General features: G+C 74.5%; 1 protein-coding gene. It reads left to right on the top strand.

The genetic code is table 11. The features are described from left to right. Window positions 1-62: 62 nt before the first annotated feature. Window positions 63-1215 (top strand): acyltransferase family protein (locus BJF81_RS13820; protein WP_158068699.1); only part of this gene is annotated, 1153 nt, incomplete at its 3' end.

Here is a 1215-nt window from a genome sequence, read left to right as displayed (position 1 = left end):
CGCCTGCGCGGGGGCCGGTGGCGGGGTCGGTGCGCCCGGACGGGCGCCGCCCGGCACCGGGTGTGCTCCGGGGAGACATCGAGGGACTGCGCGCGATCGCGGTGATGATGGTCCTGCTCTACCACGCCGGCCTGCCGGGCGTCAGCGGCGGCTTCGCCGGCGTGGACGTCTTCTTCGTCATCTCCGGCTACCTGATCACCAACCAGCTGGTCCGCGAGGCCAGCACCAACCGGCGCATCTCGCTGACCCGCTTCTACGCCCGCCGGGCCCGCCGGTTGCTGCCCGCCGCCACCCTGGTGCTGCTGACCACCACGATCGCGGGCTGGTGGCTGCTGCCCCGCGGCCGGCACGCCGAGCTGGGCATCGACGTCCTGGCCGCCACCGGCTACGTGCTGAACTGGTCCCTGGCTGCCCGGCAGGTCGACTACCTGGCGGAGGACGCCGCCCCCTCCCTGGTCCAGCACTACTGGTCGCTGTCGGTGGAGGAACAGTTCTACGTCCTGTGGCCCCTGCTCATCATCGCCGTCCTGTGGGCCACCCACCGCTACCGGCTGCGGCTGCTGCCCATGCTGGCCCTGGCCCTGACCCTGGTCGTGGCCACCTCCCTGGCCTGGTCCGTCACCAGCACCGCCAGCTCGCCCCAGACCGCCTACTTCGTCACCACCACCCGCGTCTGGCAGCTAGGCACCGGCGCCCTGCTCGTCCTGGCCACCCCCCTGCTGGCCCGCCTCCCCCGCCCCGCCGCAGCCACCGCAGCCTGGGCCGGACTGGCGCTGATCGCCACCACCCTGTTCACCACCACCACAGCCACCCCCTGGCCCGGCACCGCCGCGCTCCTGCCCACCCTGGGCACCGCCGCCGTCATCGCCGGCGGCGCGACCTGGCCCACCAACCCCGCCGCCCGCCTCCTGTCCCACCGCCCCATGCTCTTCCTCGGAGCCATCTCCTACGGCCTCTACCTGTGGCACTGGCCCGCCCTGCGCCTGCTCGCCGAGACCCACCCCGACGCCACGCTGCCCACCCGCCTGGCCGTCGCCGCCGCCAGCATCCTGGCCGCCTGGGCCACGCTGCACCTCGTCGAGAACCCCATCCGGCACCACCCCGCCCTCACCACCGACCACCGCCGCACCCTCCTGCTCGGCGCCACCGCCATGGCCCTCACCGCCACCACCGCCACCACCCTCTGGGCCACCGCCCCCACCCTCGACACCCAGC

It is taken from the genome of Ornithinimicrobium sp. CNJ-824 (assembly GCF_001942405.1).
Taxonomy (GTDB): domain Bacteria; phylum Actinomycetota; class Actinomycetes; order Actinomycetales; family Dermatophilaceae; genus Ornithinicoccus; species Ornithinicoccus kibberensis.
The sequence above is the reverse complement of the archived record's forward strand: the minus strand, read 5'-3'. Positions and strand labels throughout refer to the sequence as shown.